The organism is Streptomyces morookaense (assembly GCF_013030945.1).
Taxonomy (GTDB): domain Bacteria; phylum Actinomycetota; class Actinomycetes; order Streptomycetales; family Streptomycetaceae; genus Streptomyces; species Streptomyces morookaensis.
In genome coordinates, this window is record NZ_JABBXF010000181.1 from 1 (window position 1) to 2,676 (window position 2,676).

At 75.9% G+C, this 2,676-nt stretch carries 1 protein-coding gene; it reads right to left on the bottom strand.

All coding sequences use genetic code 11. The annotated features are described in order from the left end of the window. Nucleotides 1–2,676, bottom strand: a 2,676-nt coding sequence (locus HG542_RS34030) for a type I polyketide synthase (RefSeq protein ID WP_171088285.1), incomplete at both ends; no start/stop codon positions are given.

Sequence of the window (2,676 nt, forward strand, 5' to 3'; positions counted from 1 at the left end):
CGCGATCGGCTCGTCCGTCCCGGCGGCGGTCGTGGCGACTGCGGCCGCCGCCGTTGCCGTCTCACCGGTGCCGACGGCCTCGGTGGTGAGGAAGCGGGCGAGGGCGAGCGGGTTCGGGTAGTCGAAGATCAGCGTGGCGGGGAGGCGCAGGCCGGCAGCCGTGTTGAGGCGGTTGCGCAGTTCGACGGCGGTCAGCGAGTCGAAACCGATGTCGTTGAACGGGTCGTCCGCGCCCACCGACCGGGCGTCGGCGTGCCCGAGCACGGCGGCGACCTCGGTGCGCACCAGCTCCAGCACCGCCTGCTCGCGCTCGGCCTCCGGCAGACCGGCCAGCCGCTGTCCCAGGGAGGACGCTGCGGCCTGTGCCGTCGCCGCTGCGCGCCGGACCGGTGCGACCCGGACCAGGCTGCGCAGGACCGACGGAACCGGCTGTCCCTGTCCGTCGCGGAAGGCGGAGGTGTCGAGCCGGATCGGGACCACGGCGGCCCGGCCGCCGGCGAGGCCGGCGTCGAACATGCGCAGACCCTCCCCCGCCGGGATGGCCGCCAGGCCCATGCGCTTGATACGCGTCAGGTCGGTGTGGTCGAGGCTGCCGGTCATCGCGCTGTCGCTGTCCTGCGCCCACAGGCCCCACGCCAGCGAGGTGGCGGGCAGGCCCTGCGCGTGGCGGTGCTCGGCGAGGGCGTCGAGGAACGTGTTGGCGGCGGCGTAGTTGCCCTGGCCCTGTGTGCCGAGGGTGCCGGCCGCCGAGGAGAAGAGCACGAACGCGCTCAGGTCCCCGGCCAGTTCGTGCAGGTTCAGCGCCGCGTCGACCTTGGGGCGGAACACGCCGTCCAGCCGCTCGGGGGTGAGCGCACCGATGACCCCGTCGTCCAGGACCCCGGCGGTGTGGACGACTGCGGACAGCCGCCGCCCGGCCAGGAGTTCGCGGACGGCGTCGCGGACGGCCACGTCGCAGGCGGCCCAGGAGACGTCGGCGCCCTGCGCGGTCAGCTCGGCGGCGAGTTCCGCCGCGCCGGGGGCGTCCCCGCCCCGGCGGCTGACCAGGAGCAGGCTGCGGACACCGTGCTGCGAGACGAGGTGCCGGGCGAGGAGCCCGCCCAGCCCGCCCGATGCACCGGTCAGCAGGACGGTGCCGGATCCGAGGTCGGGGAACTCCCGGTCCGCGTCGTCCGGGACGGCGATACGGGCCAGTCTCGGCACGCGCGCCTCGCTCGCGGACAGCCGTGCCTGCGGCTCACCGGAGGCGATCACTCCGGGCAGCAGCCCGTCGAGATCCGCGTCCTCGTCGGCGTCGAGCAGCACGAAGCGGTCGGGGTTCTCGCTCTGTGCCGAGCGCACCAGACCGCGCACCGCCGCCTGGGCGAGGTCCCCGGTGCGGGTCACCAGCACGAGGCGCGCGGGGCGGTCCTCGGCCAGCCACCACTGCACCAGCTCCAGCACGGCGTTGGTGACCTCGCGGACCCGGGTGGCGGTGTCCTCGGCAGCGCCCGTCGGGCACGGGACGACGACGGCGTCGGCGTCCGGGACCTCGTCCGCGGACCGCAGCGCCGCGATGTCGGCGTACGGGGTGATCCGCAGGGCGCCGTCCGCCACGGACGGCAGGCCGAGCGGCGTCCACTCCATGCCGAACAGCGAGTCGCCGTCGCCGGCACCGTTGCGCAACTGGTCGGCGGAGACCGGGCGCAGCGTCAGGGAGTCGATCTGTGCGACCGGCTCGCCGGTGCCGTCGGCCAGGGCCAGCGACACCGTGGTGGTGCCGGCCCGCGAGACCTTCACCCGCAGCGCGGAGGCCCCGGCGGCCGCCAGGCGCACACCGCTCCAGGCGAACGGCAGCAGCCCGTTGCCCGTTCCGGCCTCGGGCGCGACCGCACCCAGCCACACGGTGTGCAGCGCGGCGTCGAACAGGGCGGGGTGGAGACCATAGGCGCCCGCGCCCGTCCGCTCCGGTCCGGGCAGTTCCACTTCGGCGTAGAAGTCGTCGCCGTTCTGCCAGGCGGCACGCAGCCCCTGGAAGACGGGGCCGTAGTCGAGGGCCATGCCGGCGAGCCGCTCGTAGAAGCCGTCGACGTCGACGGGCTCCGCGCCCGCGGGCGGCCACGCGGCGAGCGAGCCGTCCACCGGGCCCGTGGCCGTGGCCAGCGAGCCGGCGGCGTGCCGCACCCACGGCAGATCCGTGTCCTCGGTGCGCGAGTGCACGGTCAGCGGCCTGCGGCCCGAGCCGTCGTCGGCGCCGACGCGTACCTGCAGGGCCACGCCTCCGCGCTCGGGTACGCGCAGCGGTGCCTCGAGGGTGAGTTCTTCGAGCAGGTCGCAGCCCACGGCGTCGGCCGCGGTGATCGCCAGCTCGACGAACGCGGTGCCCGGCAGCAGGACGACCCCGCTCACGGCGTGATCGGCCAGCCACGGGTGGGTGTGCAACGAGAGCCGCCCGGTGAGCAGTTGCCCGTCGCCGTCGGCCAACGGCACGGCGGCGCCGAGCAGCGGGTGCCCGGCCTCGCCCTGGCCCACGGCCCGCAGGTCGCCCGCCGCGGCGGGGGCGTCGAGCCAGTAGCGGTCGCGCTGGAAGGCGTAGGTGGGCAGGGCGACCCGGCGGGCGCCGGGGAACAGCGCCTGCCAGTCCGGGGAGATGCCGTGGGCGTGGAGCTGCCCGAGGGCGGTGACGGCGGCCTGCGG